The sequence below is a fragment of the Vreelandella hamiltonii genome, assembly GCF_014651775.1.
GTDB classification, from domain to species: domain Bacteria; phylum Pseudomonadota; class Gammaproteobacteria; order Pseudomonadales; family Halomonadaceae; genus Vreelandella; species Vreelandella hamiltonii.
On record NZ_BMXN01000038.1, the window covers coordinates 1 to 15,914 of the forward strand.

16 protein-coding genes are annotated in these 15,914 nt (G+C 53.0%); 2 read left to right on the plus strand and 14 right to left on the minus strand.

Going from position 1 to position 15,914, the window contains the following annotated elements:
* Window positions 1-526 precede the first annotated feature (526 nt).
* The 3 genes from IE091_RS18695 to IE091_RS17700 all read right to left on the minus strand — a co-directional run bounded on the left by IE091_RS18695 (window position 527) and on the right by IE091_RS17700 (window position 3,456).
* Window positions 527-1,237, minus strand: coding sequence for an inovirus Gp2 family protein (locus IE091_RS18695; RefSeq protein ID WP_016915552.1), 711 nt, complete (start codon window positions 1,235-1,237; stop codon window positions 527-529).
* Window positions 1,238-1,500: 263 nt separating this feature from the next.
* Window positions 1,501-1,701, minus strand: coding sequence for a helix-turn-helix transcriptional regulator (locus IE091_RS17695; RefSeq protein WP_016915553.1), 201 nt, complete (start codon window positions 1,699-1,701; stop codon window positions 1,501-1,503).
* Between the two features lie 78 nt (window positions 1,702-1,779).
* A complete protein-coding gene (locus IE091_RS17700; RefSeq protein WP_189464266.1) occupies window positions 1,780-3,456 on the minus strand; it encodes a helix-turn-helix domain-containing protein in 1,677 nt (558 codons plus the stop codon).
* Between the two features lie 195 nt (window positions 3,457-3,651).
* Between IE091_RS17700 and IE091_RS17705 the strand changes: the two genes are divergently transcribed.
* Window positions 3,652-4,347 (plus strand): hypothetical protein, encoded by a 696-nt coding sequence (locus IE091_RS17705; RefSeq protein WP_016915555.1) that lies wholly within the window; start codon window positions 3,652-3,654, stop codon window positions 4,345-4,347.
* Window positions 4,348-4,424: 77 nt separating this feature from the next.
* Here IE091_RS17705 and IE091_RS17710 read toward each other — a convergent pair whose 3' ends face one another.
* Both IE091_RS17710 and IE091_RS17715 read right to left on the minus strand, forming a co-directional pair.
* Complete coding sequence (locus IE091_RS17710) at window positions 4,425-5,699, minus strand: tyrosine-type recombinase/integrase (protein WP_081138515.1); 1,275 nt, start codon at window positions 5,697-5,699, stop codon at window positions 4,425-4,427.
* Window positions 5,700-5,948: 249 nt separating this feature from the next.
* Window positions 5,949-6,827, minus strand: a complete 879-nt coding sequence (locus IE091_RS17715) for a YicC/YloC family endoribonuclease (RefSeq protein WP_189464267.1) — start codon at window positions 6,825-6,827, stop codon at window positions 5,949-5,951.
* Between the two features lie 150 nt (window positions 6,828-6,977).
* Here IE091_RS17715 and rph point away from each other — a divergent pair, with 150 nt between their 5' ends.
* Entirely contained in the window at window positions 6,978-7,715 is a 738-nt protein-coding gene (gene rph, locus IE091_RS17720) for a ribonuclease PH (RefSeq protein WP_189464268.1), read from the plus strand.
* A 61-nt stretch (window positions 7,716-7,776) separates the two neighbouring features.
* On the opposite strand, the gene IE091_RS17725 is transcribed toward rph, so the two are convergent.
* The 9 genes from IE091_RS17725 to IE091_RS17765 form a co-directional block, all read right to left on the minus strand.
* Window positions 7,777-8,121: a RidA family protein gene (locus IE091_RS17725; RefSeq protein ID WP_144984036.1), complete on the minus strand. Its 345-nt coding sequence runs from the start codon at window positions 8,119-8,121 to the stop codon at window positions 7,777-7,779.
* A 42-nt stretch (window positions 8,122-8,163) separates the two neighbouring features.
* Complete coding sequence (locus tag IE091_RS17730; RefSeq protein WP_189464269.1) at window positions 8,164-9,282, minus strand: NAD(P)/FAD-dependent oxidoreductase; 1,119 nt, start codon at window positions 9,280-9,282, stop codon at window positions 8,164-8,166.
* Window positions 9,282-10,670, minus strand: a complete 1,389-nt coding sequence (locus tag IE091_RS17735) for an NAD(P)/FAD-dependent oxidoreductase (protein ID WP_144984030.1) — start codon at window positions 10,668-10,670, stop codon at window positions 9,282-9,284. Before IE091_RS17735 ends, IE091_RS17730 begins: the two co-directional genes overlap by 1 nt.
* Window positions 10,667-10,972: a (2Fe-2S)-binding protein gene (locus IE091_RS17740; protein WP_144984027.1), complete on the minus strand. Its 306-nt coding sequence runs from the start codon at window positions 10,970-10,972 to the stop codon at window positions 10,667-10,669. The genes IE091_RS17735 and IE091_RS17740 overlap by 4 nt, the downstream gene beginning before the upstream one ends.
* Window positions 10,947-12,065 (minus strand): NAD(P)/FAD-dependent oxidoreductase, encoded by a 1,119-nt coding sequence (locus IE091_RS17745; RefSeq protein ID WP_144984024.1) that lies wholly within the window; start codon window positions 12,063-12,065, stop codon window positions 10,947-10,949. Before IE091_RS17745 ends, IE091_RS17740 begins: the two co-directional genes overlap by 26 nt.
* Window positions 12,066-12,075: 10 nt before the next feature.
* Window positions 12,076-12,870 carry an ABC transporter permease gene (locus IE091_RS17750; protein ID WP_144984021.1) on the minus strand — a complete coding sequence of 265 codons (795 nt, stop codon included), beginning with the start codon at window positions 12,868-12,870 and terminating at the stop codon, window positions 12,076-12,078.
* Between the two features lie 11 nt (window positions 12,871-12,881).
* Window positions 12,882-13,784 (minus strand): ABC transporter permease, encoded by a 903-nt coding sequence (locus IE091_RS17755; RefSeq protein WP_144984019.1) that lies wholly within the window; start codon window positions 13,782-13,784, stop codon window positions 12,882-12,884.
* Window positions 13,777-14,841 carry an ABC transporter ATP-binding protein gene (locus tag IE091_RS17760; protein ID WP_144984016.1) on the minus strand — a complete coding sequence of 355 codons (1,065 nt, stop codon included), beginning with the start codon at window positions 14,839-14,841 and terminating at the stop codon, window positions 13,777-13,779. The genes IE091_RS17755 and IE091_RS17760 overlap by 8 nt, the downstream gene beginning before the upstream one ends.
* Before the next feature lie 91 nt (window positions 14,842-14,932).
* The gene (locus IE091_RS17765) at window positions 14,933-15,826 is read right to left on the minus strand and encodes an ABC transporter substrate-binding protein (protein WP_229800892.1); all 894 of its coding nucleotides are present in this window, start codon (window positions 15,824-15,826) and stop codon (window positions 14,933-14,935) included.
* Window positions 15,827-15,914: the final 88 nt, after the last annotated feature.

The window sequence follows — 15,914 nt, forward strand, 5'->3', positions numbered from 1 at the left end:
CTTCCTGCAGCGATGTTTGGAGTTCGTCAAAAATGCTCATCCAGAAACTTCCTCCTTTAATTGGTGGGTCAGTGTTTTCAATGCGGCCTTTTCAGCAAGTGTTATGTTGTCCTTCATGTTCTTAGGGTAGGCCAATATCACAGATATATGGTCGCCGCCTGGTTGTCATCTGGCTGCTAACAGGATGAAAGACATGTGAGTAATGTAATCCCTGGAAAAGATAACGTATTGATAATTCTTGGTTTCCGCATTGCAGGCGCGATACCAAAGTTTATTTTGTTGCACTCATAATCTCTTGGTCGTAAATTCATGTGCTACTGGAGTTTCCAGCTGTTGCAGCGTAACGGTGTAGCTCATCGATGATTCCATATATGGCAGTAATCGTCGGCATGGTGGATACCTAGCCCCCACAAAAGAGTGAGCCGAGTTTAGCGGTGTGGGGGCATGAGGGCAAAGCGATACTCCACTGACCGTATCCATTGCCTGGATAGGTTTAGTGAGCTTGTGGATCGATAGACAATGTCCCTTATTGGCGGCTAGTACCAAACGCTCGTACACCTAGCCCGTACTGCTTTGTATTCGTTTTACAGAGATAAGAGGCACGTGTGAAAGCCTGCTCAAAGCTAGTTAGGTCACCTCGGTCGATCCAGTAGTAAGGGTTATCAGGGACGTGTACCCATGGCTCTTGAGGGTTCCAAGTGATTCCCAGCGCGCTGTACCAAGCACGTGACACCCGGCTGATAAGGTTCTCGTTTTGAGAGCCTGCCTTACCTGGCATGTGATACGCGTCACGATTCAGTAGGAAGAAGAAGTGATAGTGCGGCTTGCCGTTAAGGCCAACCTCCCGGCACCATACGTAGCGCACCTTAGTGTCAGGCACCCAGCCAGCTTGGCGTTTACTCTCACGATCATGTTTGATAATCGCTTTAAAGGAAGCGATGAACCTTGCGATAAGGCCTTTGTGATCCTCCGGCCTCATCCGGTCGCTTATCGTTGTGGGAATGACAGGATCGACCCTGAAGGCTAGCACGCGAGGGTAGTCAGCGAGAGCCTTGTGCATTGTAATGTAAAGGGCCTGAAGGTATTCATCGGCCATTGGGAGATGTTTCACTTGGAGAGCAAGCCCGTTGAAGGTAGGAGCAGCGTTCAAGCACAAATTAGCGTTTGATGGGTGTCGTTGAAGCATTTTAATTACCTCGATAGTGAGATCGACCCATGCCTTCGGAGGCATGAGCATGTATGTCAGGCACGACGAAGCCTCCAGCGGAGGCTGGATTCATTGAGACGGATACGTGTGGATGGCTACCTTTACGCTCGCTACTCAGGGACGGGGCTTGATGCCCCTCCCATTACCCTTTGATTTAAATATTTGATTTAACTAATAATAATTAAACAAGGTTCTTGGGAATGGGTAGTGACCGATAGGTACTGATGGTTGCTGGTGGGAGTGAGTCGCCGTCAGCGAATAATCACTCTTCAATTAAATGAGGAAAGATTGAGTTACTTCAGCACTGCTTCATTCCTGCGCTCGATGCTTTCGCAGATCCAGGCTTCCACTTCACGCTCGACCCAGGCAACAGCCCGAGTGCCCAGCTTGATGGGCTGAGGGAACTGCCCAAGGCTGATGTACTTGTAGACCGTCGATCTAGCCAGCCCAGTACGATCCATGACGTCTTTGATGCGGATTAATCGATTGCTCATGACGAACTCCTGTTATTCGTTCATGAGATGAGGCAGGTGAGTATTTTTTAATTGGAGAGTGGCTTTGGCGACTGGTGGTTATGCGTCGCTAGGCTCTTGAGCGTCAGACTCTGTGGCATCATCTGACTCATCATTGATAGCTGAAAGGCAATCCTGATGATGTGTTTGCCAATAGGTTTTTAGATCCTCGCTGACAGGGCTGCGGGATATAGTGGTCGTTGGCTCTTTACCGGCATCTTCGGAACGCAGGCCATAGCTACGTAGTTGAAACGCGGGTAAGGTCGAGCCGTTAGGTGAATTGGGAAAAACAGGCACAAGCATGTAGGTCATTGCTTCGTCGTCTCCGTGTCCATTACGGATGATGTCACGCTGAAGCTGTTTGGCTAGGTGATGTGACAGGGCATAAAACAGTAGCGCCAAGGGGTGATAAGAGAATTGTTCTGTTATTGGTTCTACTGTGGGAGGCTTATCGTCCAAGGCCTTTGTATAGTTGTCTGCTTTTTCAGACGCCCATTCTGACTCCTGCTCAGGTTTCGTTTCGATCACATATTCAGGCGTTATGCCTAAACGACGAGCAGTCGCCACTATAACGTCATGTTGTGGCTGTTCAGGCCCGGAACAACCTTCTTTCAATTCATTCCAGGAGGAAGTTAGCAGACGACAAGTATCGATATGAACACTGGTAAGTAACCAGTTTGCATCCTCCACATCGTAGCGCTTAAGCAGTTCTTCAACGCCACCTTCTAGATAACGTGTGCTTGGCAGCATTGATAGCGCCAGGTCAAAAACCATTTTGATTTCGTTGTATCTCTCTTGATATTTTTTAGCCTCGCGATAAGGATCATGCTCTCGTTTTGATTCATCCTTAGTATCGTCTGACACGGTACTATCAGAACCCTTGTTGGCATTGTACTCCTTCAACAATGCTTCGATTTGCAAGCTGCATACCCCTGCAGTCATCACTGCATCCACTATTCCACCGACTAACTCCGTTCTTTTTATTTCACCTTTTGTTGATTCCGTTACCTCGGGTTTGGTGCTTGAAGGCGGCGACACAATTGTAATGGGCGTTCTTGTGTGTTTTCCAAATGAGGGGTGGGCTAAATCAAGCAGATAAATAGAGGTTTTGCGTTTTTTAGCTTGGTGTGAGTATCGCCCTGGCTCATGGTGAGCAACGATACCTAAATCAACCAATTTCTTCAGTTGCCTATCTATGCGGGAGCGTGACATCCCAGTGAGGTGACGTATTGTTGATATTCCAAGGCTGGTTATTACACCTGGCGTATCAGCATGAGCTAGCAACACCATTAATAGCCACCGGTTAGGCAAGGTCAACCTTGAACGGCGGCGACGTCCATCTCTTACCAGATCCTTATTTTTATTTTCAGCAGATAGTAGGGTCGTTTTGGTAAGTGTGGCTATTTCTTCTACGTGGTGCGTAGAAGACAACGGATACTTCTGTAGTTCTTTCACAAACTTTGCTGATAAACGATAACGTACCGCTGGCCGACCTGGTCCTTTAACAGGTAGCCGCTCAATCTCAATAAACTGGTTTTGCCTTTCTCCGTGTTTTTTTATGAGACAACCCCAGGCTCGACGGCCTTGCGCATACGTCATGCCTAGGCTCATGAAGAGATCCTTCAAAGTGCCATCAAAGCTCTGGTCAGCGCCTATCACAGACGCCCACTGCATCAGTAGCCATCGTTCTTCGGGCGTTAGGCGAGCGTTCTTGTAGGTCAGAATGGATGTGTGCATAGCATGCAGCTTACGGCATTCTACAAAAAATAAAAATCCGATTTCACGGACTTTTAACAATTCACTTTTTTACGTTGTTCTATTACATTGTAATTAACCATTGAAACCGTACATTGCATGTGTACAATGTATTTGACATGTGACAGCCGACTCAAAAAAAATTAGATATATCTAATTCACTAGTGGAAATTGTTCATGACTCAACCTTTCGATTGGATCGTAACTCGTGATCCTGCTCAGCTGGAGTGGATAGCTAGTTACTTGGCGCGTAAGATTTTCAAAGGTTCTACGGCGTTCATTTCGGTAAAACCGCCTGCTGAGTACGGTTATGTTGAGATGGCTAAAAGCTTGAAGAAGCTTCCTGATGAAGCTGAATATCGAGAAGCCAGCAGGCAAATGAAAGGAGCCTGGAATACGTACCAATACCGTAAGAAGAATGGCAACCCAGTCTCTCTTCAAATCCCAGAGAAAAAAATAAAGCAACTAAAGCTTTTAGCGAAAAAGCGTAAACAGTCTCAAGCACAAACACTCAGCGACCTTATTAACGAGGCGCTGGGAAAAAAGAATTTTATAGCTAAAGAAACCAGCAATTTAAGCGATTCGTTTTTAGATGTAGCACAACAATATATACATCAAAGTGACGTGGATAGTTTGATCGATGAGTTGATGAACGAAATAAATCACCGCTGTTACCTTGAAGTACTGAAGAATGCAGGAGATCCAGTTAAAGACTTCAGTGTACGCGCTATTTATTTTCACTCAGTCAGAGAGCGTATTACAGAGCTGGCAACTAAAATCTCTATCATGCAGTCTCGTGACGGATCCGTAAACTCTACGATACTTGAAAAAGCCTTAGAAAAAAGTAGTAGACATGGATTCAATCATTATTAAAAATTTTAAGTTGGCAAGCTGAAATCCAGCAATAGCGTTACAATCAACACTTACATCAAACTAAAAATAAAGTTTTTCTACTTAGTATGATTTAACAGAGCACACCCAGCATTAGCAGCGCAGGGTGTGCAGGAACTTGGTAACATTACAGAATTAAATAAATTTGCTACTTTTATCAAAGCACGCTTTCGTTCCTCATAATAATCATACCGATCATAGACGCCTTCAACGCCTTTCAGCTTGTGATTCAAGCAACGCTCAGCCACATGGCTAGGTACGCCGGTCTCAGCCAACAGACTGCGGCAAGTGCGCCTAAGGTCATGCACCGTAAACTCGGGTAAATCACCCATTCTATTTTCAGGTTGCTGCTTCTTGCCTGGTTCTTTACCAAATAGCTTAGCAATGGCGCGATTGAGTGTATCCTTGCCCATATGGGGCTGCTTACTGCTACGACGGCTAGGAAATACGTAAGGTGAACCACAAGCACGGATGTGAAGCTCCTCTAACCACTCGACTGCCTGTGGTGGCAAAGGAATCGCCATTCCCACACCCGATTTGCTGCGCTCTCCGGGTAAGTTCCATTTTGCATTGTTCAAGTCAAATTCTGACCACGTGGCTTCAGTGAGCTCTGTTTTACGCACTCCAAGCACAACAAGCAGTGCGCATGCGAGATAGTTGTCACGCGTAAAGCTAGTGCGATTTTCTCTGAAAACCTCAAAGGCAAACCTGAGCTCCTCAACGCTAAGTGCTCTATCACGGCTTTTCTCGACCCCGCCCGCATCGTTGACGTTGAAAGCAGACGCAGGGTTATAGGTCAAAAACCCTAGCTTGATGCCATGGTTAAATAGCTGTTTTAAGTACATCAAAGCGTCATTTGCAACGGTTGGGCGACCGCTGTTAGTTACCCTTCTGATAATGGTACGCACATCCATAGGGGTAACGCTAGCCAGCGTTAGCGAACCGATGGCAGGAGCAATATCCTTTTCAAAGACGCGTTTAGGGATGTTGGGATGCTTGAGTCGCTTATCGAGCTCCTGATACCAATCGTCAAACAGATCCTGCACCGTGCTAATGGTTATTTTTTCTTCACGTACGCGCTCTACAAGAGGGTCTGTACCGCTACGAATGGCTTTCTGAGTCTCAACCACTTGCTCACGAGCTTCGAGCAAGGAGAGTTCAGAGCATTTACCCAGTGTCATACCGCGACGCTTACCTGCGAAGGTGTAGCGGCACATCCAATAGGCCGCTCCTGACTTCGGAATCATCAAGTACAAACCGTTGCCATCACCGTAGCGCCCAGGCTTGGCTTCTCTGATCAATGATTGAATTTTCTTGGCAGTAAAACTCCCCATCGCTCTTTCCTCCCCCTCCGCCACGCCTAAAACCATATATTTATTTATATTTCAGACACTTATATTAATATTGGGTAGTAAAACCTCAGAAATACGCCCAACTGGTGGATAGCATGGCATTTTACTACCCACTTTACTACCCACTTGGCGGTGGATTAAGCGGGATTTCGGTGGACGAGCATGGACAAGAATTTTATTAAAAAATATATAAAACAGTATCTTATAGAATTAAAAAAACGACCATAGGCATCACTCAATATTCTGTATCTGCTCCCGCATCTGCTCGATCAGCACCTTCAGCTCTACCGCGCAGCGGGTGGTCTCTGCCACCACGGATTTCGATGACAGCGTGTTGGCTTCGCGGTTGAGCTCCTGCATCAGGAAGTCCAGGCGGCGGCCTTTGGGGCCTTTTTGGGCGAGCTGGTGGCGTACTTCGTCGATATGCGCGGTGAGGCGATCCAGTTCTTCGTCCACGTCGGCTTTTTGGGCCACCAGTACCAGCTCGGCTTCCAGCCGCTGGGGGTCGAGTTCGGTCTTGGCGACTTCTAAACGTTCCAGCAGCTGGGCCCGCTGGCGTTCCAGGATTTGCGGCAGCAGGCTGCGTACGGTGGCCACTTGCTCGCTGACGGCGTCCAGGCGGGTGGTGATCATCTCGGCCAGCTTTTCGCCTTCCCGGGCGCGGGCATCGATCAGTTCCTTCAGCGCCTGGTCGAACAGCGCTTTGGCGGCGGCCTTGATGGCGTCCTGGTCCAGGTGCTGGGTTTCCATCACGCCGGGCTGGTTGAGCAGCGCAAGCGTAGTGGGCGGTACGGCGCTGGGCACCTGCTGCTGAATGGCCGCCAGGGCGTCGGCAATCTCTTGCAGGCGCGCGATGTTCACCGCTGGTGCCTGGGCGGTGTCGGTGCTCTCGAAACGTACGCTGCACTCCACCTTGCCACGCGCCAAGCGGGTACGCAGCGCTTCGCGCAGCAGCGGCTCCAGGTCACGCAGGCTTTCGTGCAAACGAAAATGCGGCTCCAGGTAGCGCTGGTTCACCGAACGTATCTCGACCTGCAGGGTGCCAAAAGGGGCGGTCTGCTCGGCGCGGGCGAAGGCGGTCATGCTGTGAACGTGGCGGGGGCTGGCCATGGGGGCTCCTGTGGGTCGCGTTTTGGTCAGTCTACCTGATCTTGTCGGGGCGGGGTGGCTTGAATGGGCCTGGCCTGAATAGCCCCGTGCCGAGTGGCGTTGACGTGTACAATGGTGGGCCTTTTCAACGTAATGATGATGTGAGGTGCTATGCGTCCTGATGTAGTTCGCCCCAGCGGTCGCGAGGCCAACCAGCTGCGTGAGATTCGTTTGACCCGCGACTTCACGCGCCATGCCGAAGGCTCTGTGCTGGTGGAATTTGGCGAGACCAAGGTGCTGTGCAACGCCAGCGTGGAAGCAGGCGTACCGCGCTGGCTGCGCGGTAAACATCAGGGGTGGATTACCGCTGAGTACGGCATGCTGCCCCGCGCCACTCACTCTCGCAGCAACCGTGAAGCGACCCAGGGCAAGCAGGGTGGGCGCACGCTGGAGATTCAGCGTCTGATTGGCCGCAGCCTACGCGCAGCGGTGAATTTGAAGAAGCTGGGCGAGTTCACCATCACCGTGGATTGCGATGTGCTCCAGGCCGATGGCGGCACGCGCACGGCGGCGATTACCGGCGGCTGTGTGGCGCTGGTGGATGCGATTCGCTACCTGCAGCGGGAAAAGAAGATCAAAGGCGACCCCTTCAAGCAGCTGGTCAGCGCGATCTCGGTGGGCATCTACAAAGGCGTGCCGGTGCTGGATTTGGACTACCCCGAAGATAGCAAAGCCGACACCGACCTGAACGTCGTCATGACCGAAAGCGGCGAGCTGATTGAAGTACAGGGCACGGCGGAAGCGGGCGCGTTTAACCGCAAAGAGCTGAACGCCATGCTGGATTTGGCCGAAAAAGCCGGTGATGAACTGCGAGAGAAGCAGCGTGAAGCGCTGGGGATTCGCGCTTAGAAGACAAGTCAATTCAGCACTATTGCTGGCGTAAAAACACACCAGCAATAGTGTTATGCGATTATTTAACCGCCGTCACTACTAATTCTAAAAGTACATTCTCACCAAGATCCGCAACACCTAGTGTCGCTCGGGCAGGTAGATGATCTGCATCAAACCATTGAGTCCACACATCGTTCATCCCTTTCTTAAGGTTCAAGTCAGAAACATAGGCAGTTGCGGTAACGATCCGCTTATTATCCGTACCCGCTTCGGCTAGATAGTTTTCTAGTTTATCTAGCACTTGACGTGTTTGACCTGCCATATCAAGCGTAAGATCATCAGCAATTATTCCCCCGAAAAAAACAATGCCATTTGCTTCCACAGCGCGATGCATAATAGGTGTTTGGATATGTCGTTTAATCATAGTACTCTCCTGTTTGCCTTAATTGGCGTTTGTAAACTCGCCCTATTCAGAACAAGGTGTTTGAAATCTTTGAATAGAAAAAGGAGTGATGGGTAGCTTGGGCTCTCGCTCCAAAGCAAGGTCGGCGACTATTTCTCCAGTAATGGGGCCTAACTGATAGCCGTGAGCTGAGAAACCAAAAGCGTGAATAACATTGTCGTGCTGACTGCTGAGACCTATTACAGGAATGTGATCCTGCGTGACTGCTTCGACGCCTGCCCAGGTTCGCATGATGCGTGCCTCTTTCATGAACGGAAACAGGCTGACGACGGTATCGGCATTCTCCGCCAATCCATCCAATCGGGTTTCGGCCACATCGCGAACAGTGTCCACGACACCGCGCACTCCTCCTCCAATCAAAACCGTACCGTTCTCAAACTGCTTGAAAGATAATGGTCGCGATGTCGCGCCCACTACGGTTCCTAAAAATGGCGATAGTCGCTCAGTAATCATTAACATGGGGGCTTCAGCAGTGAGAGGAACCGGCTCTTCTAACCATTTGCAAAGCTCTCCTGCCCAAGCCCCAGCACAATTGACAAGCAAGTCAGCATCAAAATACTCGCCACCACCGCTCAGCCGCCAGCCGTTTCCCTTGGTCTCAATGGTGGTTATCTCGATACCTTCACGGAATCGTGCTCCCTGGCGCTCGGCCTCTCGACGCCAGGCAGTAACAGTACGATAAGGATTGGCAAAGCCATCGCCATCACACGCCAGCGCTCCCGGGCAGTGGTCGGCCAACGTCGGCAACCGACGGTGCAACTCGTCACGGCCGATCAGGACTTCATGGTGAAACCCCAAGTCACGTACCTGGCGCTCGCGGTCGGCAAGGATGGCCATGTCGTTATCGTTTTCGGCTACCTTGACCTGCCCAACAGGACGAAATCCGCAGTCGTCACCGACGATGTCGGTCATACACTGCCAGCGCTCCCAAGCTGCTACTGCCAACGGGATCTCTGCAGGGTGTCGGCCTAAACGCCTCACACCACCTGCATTGACACCCGAGGCGTGACGACCTGCATAGGTCTTATCAATGACAGTGACTTCGTACCCTTGGAGACTTAACCGCAGTGCGGCACTGCAGCCATGAAATCCTGCGCCCACAACTACTACACGACGAGACATCAGCCTTCCTCCGCCGCCTTTGCAAGCTGTCCGAGAGTGATCGGTTTGAAAGGTGGGCGCAGTCTGTAATAGCCGGTTTCTTCAACACTCTGTTGATTGGCATCTGCTAGCAGTTCGCTCACGGTAATACCGCACATACGGCCTTGACACGGCCCCATGCCACAACGAGTGAACGACTTAGTTTGATTGGGACCTCGGCAGCCCATGTCAGCCATGCGCCGGATTTCTCCGCCGGTTACCTCTTCGCACCGACAGGCTAGCGTATCGTCATCGGGTAAACGCCATTGTTTTGCAGGTCTATATAACACATCGAGAAAAGGTCTAATCGCGGTGTCAAGCGCTAGTGCTTTACGAATTGGTTGGGCGCGTTCAGTACTGTTCTCCAAGGTTAACTTACCTAGTGCCAGGGCAGCCCCCAGTCCCGCTAATTGACCTTGCATGGCCGCGGCCTTGGCTCCTACGATACCGCCTCCATCACCCGCTACGGCAATACCTGGGATATCAGTGCCCAGCCACTCATCCAGACGTGGCCTCCAGGCTAATTGCTGCTCATCCCACTCATGGTGGCAATCCACCGCCCAAGTGATTTGGGTATTGGGGATAACGCCTTGATGAAGCAGCAAAGTAGGCGTTTCAAGTGTCTGCCAATTATCATCGCCCTGTTGCTTCCATAAAACGCGCTCCAACTGACCACTACCTTCGGCACGCAGAGCGCTTACACCTCTAATGTGGCGAACACCAGCACGACGTAGTTCACGTAATAGTCCCACCCCTTTTAATAAGGTACTGACATTACGTAACGCACCGGGAACATGCTTGAGAGCGGCGCGATAGCGATCCCGTGGCGTTGTATCAAGAATAGCCGCTATCTCGACACCTGCGCGAAGGTACTGAGTGGCCAGCAGCAATAATAAGGGGCCACAGCCGGCTAGAACGACGGATGTCTGGGGCACAGCCCCGGCACTCTTGAGTAATATTTGACCACTACCTGCCGTCATGACCCCAGGTAATGTCCAACCTGGGATTGGCATAGGCCGCTCCATGGCTCCTGTGGCAAGGATGATATGCCGCGCACCGATCATTTCTGCCTTGTCATCATGCAATAGCCCGATTTCACGCTGCCGGGTCAGTTGCCAAACGGTAGTTGCAGGACGATAGTCAATTTGAGGGTCTTTAAGCCCCTTTATTAGAGACTCGCCAGACCAGTAATCCTCGCCAAGAATCTGCCGATCACGTACGGGGGTACGTTCCAATGCACGATAAATTTGACCACCAGCGGCAGGCTGCTCATCTATTACCACCGGCGTAATGCCATGTTCAAGGGCTGTAGTTGCTGCGGCCATACCTGCGGGACCTGCACCAAGAATGACTAGGTCATGCGTAATCATGAAATTAATCTCCTGGCGCCCGGCTGTATATGGACATGCATCCCATCGCTAACCTCGACCTGGCAGGCCTGGACATTGGGGTTGCCATCGATATCTACCAGGCACTCGAAACACACTCCCATCATGCAGTAAGGGGCACGTGGGGTATTGCTGACCGGCGTGGTTCGACAGATGCTGATACCCGAGGCCAGCAGCGCCGCCGCCACTGTATCGCCAGGGCGAGCGGTTACGGTCTGCTCATCAAAGCGGAAAGTTACTACCGCTTCGTTGGTGGCTTCAGGCGGGGATAGGCGTTTGAACATGGAATCTCTCCGCGGTAAAAGGACTGATTTCGGCGGGTGGTTCAGCACCTGCGAACCAAGGCGCCAAACATTTCGCATGGGCGGCGGCCAGCGTCACGCCGCTATGGCAACAGGCGACAAAGGCCCCAGGGTGGCTTTCGGATGCGTGATAAAGCGGGTAGCCATCGGGCGTCATGACCCGTAACGCTCCCCAGCTACGAACCACACGAGTGTTAGCAAGCGCCGGCAATGCGCGTACGGCGCGTTGGGCGATTTGAGCCAACACCGGCGTTTCGGTGCCGTCATCGAAACCGACGTCTTCATGGGAGTCGCCCATCAGTATTGAGCCTTCGCCGGTCTGGCGAAGATACGTGGTGGGTAGGTCAAGCAACGGCCGCATACGTTCGGTGACCAAGATTTCGCCTCGATTGGGTACAAGCGGTGCATCGAGTCCGACCTGCGGGGCCAGCTCTCGATTGCCGAGCCCAGCTGCCAGGATGACCCGTCCAGCGATGAGGGTCTGGTGATCACGCTCGATCACAAAGCTATTTCCGTTGCGCCGAATACGATGGACTTTCCTGCCGGGCACGAACCGCCCGCCGTAGTGACGAATCCCATCATGCAGGGCACGCAGCAGATAGAGAGGGTTGGCGTGACCATCCCAATTTGACCATGAAGCACCGGTAACGCTTTCGCCGATCTCGGGGATCAAGTCGCGTAGCTGGTCATGATCCAGCATGTCGAATGTGAATTGTCGTCCGGTCGCCTGAGCTAGCGCGTCGAGTTCCACCGCGCGATTCTCCAGCTCCGCCTGGCTGTAGCAGAGATGGACGCCGCCAGGGTTGTGATGCTGTGTGGCGACTCCCGTCAGCTCGAAGAGCTCCTGGGAAAGTGCCGTCCACAGGGAAGCCGAGCGCATGCTCCAGCGCGAATAGAGAGGGATCTCCTGCCCCTTGCCTTGCACCCATACCAATCCGAAATTGCCTCGCGAGGCACGATAGGCCACATCGCCTTCATCCAGGACGCTGACCTGATGGCCTTGGCTGGCCAGCCCATAGGCGATTGCACTGCCTACTAGCCCTCCGCCGATCACGGCGAAATCACACTGCTGCATAGCTGGCTCCTTAGCCCTTGCCGATGAGAACTTTGTCGATTCCGTAAAGCCGGTCGAGCAGTACCATGAACAGCACCGTCAGCACGATCAGCACGGTAGAGACCGAGGCGATCAACGGATCGACGGTATGAGCGATATGGTTATACATCTGCACAGGCAGCGTGGTCGTGCTGGGCGAGGCCACGAAAATGGTCATAGACAATTCATCGAAGCTAGTGGTGAACGCCAGTATCCAGCCCCCTGCGATACCAGGAAGGATCATCGGCATGGTGATGCGTCGGAACGTCGTCCATTGCGAAGCACCCAGCGACAGGGCGGCCTTTTCAGCACTACGATCCATGCCGAACACAGATGCCATAACCAGACGCATGGTATAGGGCATGACGATGATCACGTGGGCCGCAATCAATGCCCAGAAACTACCGTAAATGCCTATCTGGGAGAAAAAGCTCAAAAACGCCACCCCGAGAACGACATGGGGGATCATCAGCGGCGACAAGAATAAGCCGACCAACGCGTCGCGGCCCCGAAACCGATAACGAACAATGGCCAGCGCCGCGGGCACCGCCAGCAAGGCCGAAACACTGGCGGCAGCAATACCGAGATATAGGCTATTCCAGAAAGCGCGGATGAAGTCATGGTGCTCGAAGATTGCTGTGAACCAGCGCAGCGAGAACCCGTCCGTAGGGTAGGAGAGATAGCCATGCGGTGTGAAGGCCACCAGCATTACTACCACCAGGGGAGCCAACAGGAAAATGACGAACAGCGTGTGAAACGTCAGGGCGAGTTTACTATTACGTAGCATCGTGATGACTCCTAGCCCAGGGTACGGCGGAAACGCCGCTCCATCATGCGGTTGTAGCTCATCACCACAACGACATTGGCCACCAACAGCACGATGGCGATCGCCGCCCCGAGCGGCCAATTCATGGTGCTGAGATATTCGTCGTAAGCAGCGGTAGCTGCCACCTTGAGACGCCGTCCACCGATAATGGCCGGCGTGGCGAAGGCGCTGGCGGACAAGGCAAAGACGATCAAGCTGCCGGAGAGGATGCCGGGCAGTACCTGGGGTATGACCACTCGACGAAAGACGGTGGCATGGCTGGCGCCCAACGAAAGGCCGGCATGTTCGACGGCAGGATCGAGCTTCTGCAGGGCGGCCCATACCGAAATCACCATCAGCGGTACCAGCACATGAACCAGCGCGAGAATCACTCCCGTGTGGGTATACATCAAGTTACCGGCACTGGACTCGGCAATACCGCTTCCTTCCAGAAACTTGCCAAGCAAGCCGTTGCCACCGATCAACAGGACCCAGCCAAGCGTTCGCACGACCACTGAAATCAATAGCGGCGCCAGGGTGATGACAAGAAACAGCGAGCGCCATGGACTGCGCATGCGCGAAAGAATGTAGGCCTCCGGCACGCCGATCAGGATACACAGCACCACTACCGCTATGCTGATGCCGTAGGTGCGCAGAAATATCTCGTGAAAATAACTGTCTTGCAGGACCTCAATATAGTTTTCGAGGCCGAATGACGAGACGATGCCGACCGAATAATCAAAGCTGTTGAAACTGAGTATCAGCGTCATGATCAGCGGCATGCCCAGCAGGGTGAGAAAGAAAACGGCGCCTGGGGCGCTCAACAACCACGGCACCGGATTAAGCGAGCGCCCCCGGGGTGACGAAGAGGGAAGATGGGAAACAAGCTCAGCCATTTGCTTGCTCCCCCAGGACACGTACCGCCCCGTCTTGCCAGCAAATACCGACATCATCGCCTACCGCCGCCCCTTGGATGCCCAGGTTCGGCTGAGTGATCAACAGCTCGCCGGCACTACTGTCGACTTGGTACAGCCAGTGGTTGCCCAGGAACAGTCGTGTCCGCACACGCCCCTGTAGCTGACCGGCCGTGTGCTGAGTCAACTCCAGTTTTTCCGGGCGAATCGACAGTTGAACCTTGTTCCCCTTGATCTCATCGGGCACGGCGATCTCGAGCAGACAGTCGCCGAGCTTGACGTGGGCCTGCCTGCCTTCACGCTGGTCTATGTGGCAGTCAAACAGGTTGGTCTTGCCGACAAATGAAGAAACGAAGTTGTCTCTGGGGCTCTCGTAGGCTGCAAAGGGCTCGTCCACCTGTACCACCTTGCCCTGATTCATCACTACGACACGATCACTGAGCGAAAGCGCTTCCGATTGATCATGGGTGACCATCAGGGTCGTGGTGCCGACCTGCTGCTGGATATTACGCAGCTCGATCTGCATGTTTTCTCTCAATTGCGCATCTAGGTTGGAAAGGGGCTCATCAAGCAGCAGCAACGGTGGCCGAATGACCAGTGCTCGGGCCAGAGCCACCCGCTGGCGTTGACCACCCGACAGTTCGCGGGGGTAGCGATCTTCGAGATGATCAAGACACACCAGTTCCAGTGCTTCACTGACTTGCTGACGGCTTTCACCGGCAGGGACCTTGCGCATTTCCAGGCCGAAACGAACGTTTTCCGCCACGGTCATGTGGGGAAACAGGGCATAGCTCTGGAACACGATGCCGATGCCCCGTTGATTAGACTTGCAGGACGTAATGTCCTCCCCCTTCATCAGGATACGTCCGCGAGTGGGCTCAACGAAGCCGGCAATCATTTGCAGGGTGGTCGTCTTACCGCAACCCGACGGACCGAGTAGCGAGACGAACTCGCCTTGGTCGATATCGAGGGTGATGTCTTGCACGGCAGTATTGCTGCCGAAGCGCTTGGTCAATGACTCTAAACGAAGAAAACTCATAGCAGGACTCCCCCACACCCTTGCTCATCGAACGAGGCAAGGGTGTGGTGTCTTTAGTGGATATCAACGAAGGAACGGGATTGACGCGTGTCTAGCGCTCAACCTGACGGTTCCAACGATTGGTCCAATCGAGACGATTGGGATTGATGACATCCCAGTCCACGGCTACTAACTGGTTGACCTTTTCACCATAGGGAAGCACGCTTGCCAATTCGTCGGATAACTGGGCATGCCGCTGTGCGGGGCCCCAGCCCTGGGTGTCGGCCAGCAGTTCCTGAGATTCCGGTGCCAGCAGGTGTTCGATAAAGGCCTCGGCCAACTCGCGCTTCTCGCTGCCTTCGATGACACAGGCAGCCACCATCAAGGCGACGGCACCCTCTTCGGGGTAAGCGAAGGCGCCCGGGAAGCCTGTGCTGGCCAGCGCACGCAAGCGCCCACTGCCCCAGACCGACAGAGCGATTTCTTCATTCTGGAACAGCTCGGACATCTTGCCCGCCGAAGGCTCGAAAGAGAGGATGTTAGGCGCGACTTGTTCTTTCATGAATTCGAAACCGGGGTCGATGTCGCTTTCGCTTCCCCCGTTGAGACGCGCCGCCATTACCAAGGCATGCACACCATAAGTGTTACTGATGGAAGGAACGACCAGCTTGCCGGCGAATTTCTCATCGGCCAGGTCTTTCCATGAGGAGGGCGTCTCCCAGCCATTACGCTCGAACATGTCGGCATTGTAGGCAAACCCAGAAGCGACCAGGCCAACTCCTACAGCCTTGTCATCGGGGAAACGTGCGATGTCGTAGACGTCATCCAGCATGGTGGTATCTTGCATCGGCGAGCAGAAACCCAGATTGACAGCTTGGTACATGGGGCCATCGTCCATAAGCACCACATCCAGCTCCTGGTCGCCACGCTGAGCTTGTAGCTTGGCCAGGGTATCAGTGGAGTTACCTGCCACGTAGATGATTTCCGCGTCGTAACTATTCAGCACCGGTTGGCTGAGTCGGGGCTTCTTGCTGCATGAAGGCTGGCACCTCCCCCGCAAACAGTTGCTCCAGTGCGGTATGCGCCGCCACCCC

Excerpts from the sequence above, each read along its gene's own strand:
- IE091_RS18695 (WP_016915552.1), bottom strand. The coding sequence starts at position 1,237 with ATGCTCATGCCTCCGAAGGCATGGGTCGATCTCACTATCGAGGTAATT.
- IE091_RS17695 (WP_016915553.1), bottom strand. The coding sequence starts at position 1,701 with ATGAGCAATCGATTAATCCGCATCAAAGACGTCATGGATCGTACTGGG.
- IE091_RS17700 (WP_189464266.1), bottom strand. The coding sequence starts at position 3,456 with ATGCACACATCCATTCTGACCTACAAGAACGCTCGCCTAACGCCCGAA.
- IE091_RS17705 (WP_016915555.1), top strand. The coding sequence starts at position 3,652 with ATGACTCAACCTTTCGATTGGATCGTAACTCGTGATCCTGCTCAGCTG.
- IE091_RS17710 (WP_081138515.1), bottom strand. The coding sequence starts at position 5,699 with ATGGGGAGTTTTACTGCCAAGAAAATTCAATCATTGATCAGAGAAGCC.
- IE091_RS17715 (WP_189464267.1), bottom strand. The coding sequence starts at position 6,827 with ATGGCCAGCCCCCGCCACGTTCACAGCATGACCGCCTTCGCCCGCGCC.
- rph (WP_189464268.1), top strand. The coding sequence starts at position 6,978 with ATGCGTCCTGATGTAGTTCGCCCCAGCGGTCGCGAGGCCAACCAGCTG.
- IE091_RS17725 (WP_144984036.1), bottom strand. The coding sequence starts at position 8,121 with ATGATTAAACGACATATCCAAACACCTATTATGCATCGCGCTGTGGAA.
- IE091_RS17730 (WP_189464269.1), bottom strand. The coding sequence starts at position 9,282 with ATGTCTCGTCGTGTAGTAGTTGTGGGCGCAGGATTTCATGGCTGCAGT.
- IE091_RS17735 (WP_144984030.1), bottom strand. The coding sequence starts at position 10,670 with ATGATTACGCATGACCTAGTCATTCTTGGTGCAGGTCCCGCAGGTATG.
- IE091_RS17740 (WP_144984027.1), bottom strand. The coding sequence starts at position 10,972 with ATGTTCAAACGCCTATCCCCGCCTGAAGCCACCAACGAAGCGGTAGTA.
- IE091_RS17745 (WP_144984024.1), bottom strand. The coding sequence starts at position 12,065 with ATGCAGCAGTGTGATTTCGCCGTGATCGGCGGAGGGCTAGTAGGCAGT.
- IE091_RS17750 (WP_144984021.1), bottom strand. The coding sequence starts at position 12,870 with ATGCTACGTAATAGTAAACTCGCCCTGACGTTTCACACGCTGTTCGTC.
- IE091_RS17755 (WP_144984019.1), bottom strand. The coding sequence starts at position 13,784 with ATGGCTGAGCTTGTTTCCCATCTTCCCTCTTCGTCACCCCGGGGGCGC.
- IE091_RS17760 (WP_144984016.1), bottom strand. The coding sequence starts at position 14,841 with ATGAGTTTTCTTCGTTTAGAGTCATTGACCAAGCGCTTCGGCAGCAAT.